General features: G+C 54.3%; 1 pseudogene. It reads right to left on the bottom strand.

Annotation, left to right across the window (positions count from 1 at the left end):
* Positions 1-55: 55 nt before the first annotated feature.
* Positions 56-465: pseudogene (locus FDX22_RS21120) on the bottom strand (4Fe-4S dicluster domain-containing protein); the annotation flags it as partial.

The following is a 465-nucleotide window of genomic DNA, read 5'->3' as shown; positions in this document are numbered from 1 at the left end:
ATGGCAATGGGCCAGTCCCACACCAGTGATTCAAAATGAAATGCAGAAGCGGATGTCATTGGCTCACCTCCCCAAATTTAAAGGGAACGCGGTAGACCTTCGGTTTTGTACCCAGCGCCAGCTTGTAACGGTAGGTGGTTTTCTGCTGCAACAAGCGGGAGATATCGCTGTTGGGATCGTCCAGATTANCAGACGAGAGACCTCGCTGTTGGGATCGTCCAGATTACCAAACGTCAGCGCCTTCGTCGGACATGACTCAACGCAGGCAGGCTGTTTGCCCGCTTTCAGGTTGGTTTTCCGGCAGAAATCGCATTTATCCGCCGTTTTGCTTACCGGATGGATAAAGCGCACACGATAAGGACACGCGGCGATACAGTACTGGCAGCCAACGCAAAGGTCGGGGTTCACATCCACAATGCCGTTGGCGGCATCGCGATACGATGCCCCCGTCGGGCAGACGTCAAC

The organism is Citrobacter sp. TBCS-14 (assembly GCF_005280805.1).
Taxonomy (GTDB): domain Bacteria; phylum Pseudomonadota; class Gammaproteobacteria; order Enterobacterales; family Enterobacteriaceae; genus Citrobacter; species Citrobacter gillenii.
The sequence above is the reverse complement of the archived record's forward strand: the minus strand, read 5'-3'. Positions and strand labels throughout refer to the sequence as shown.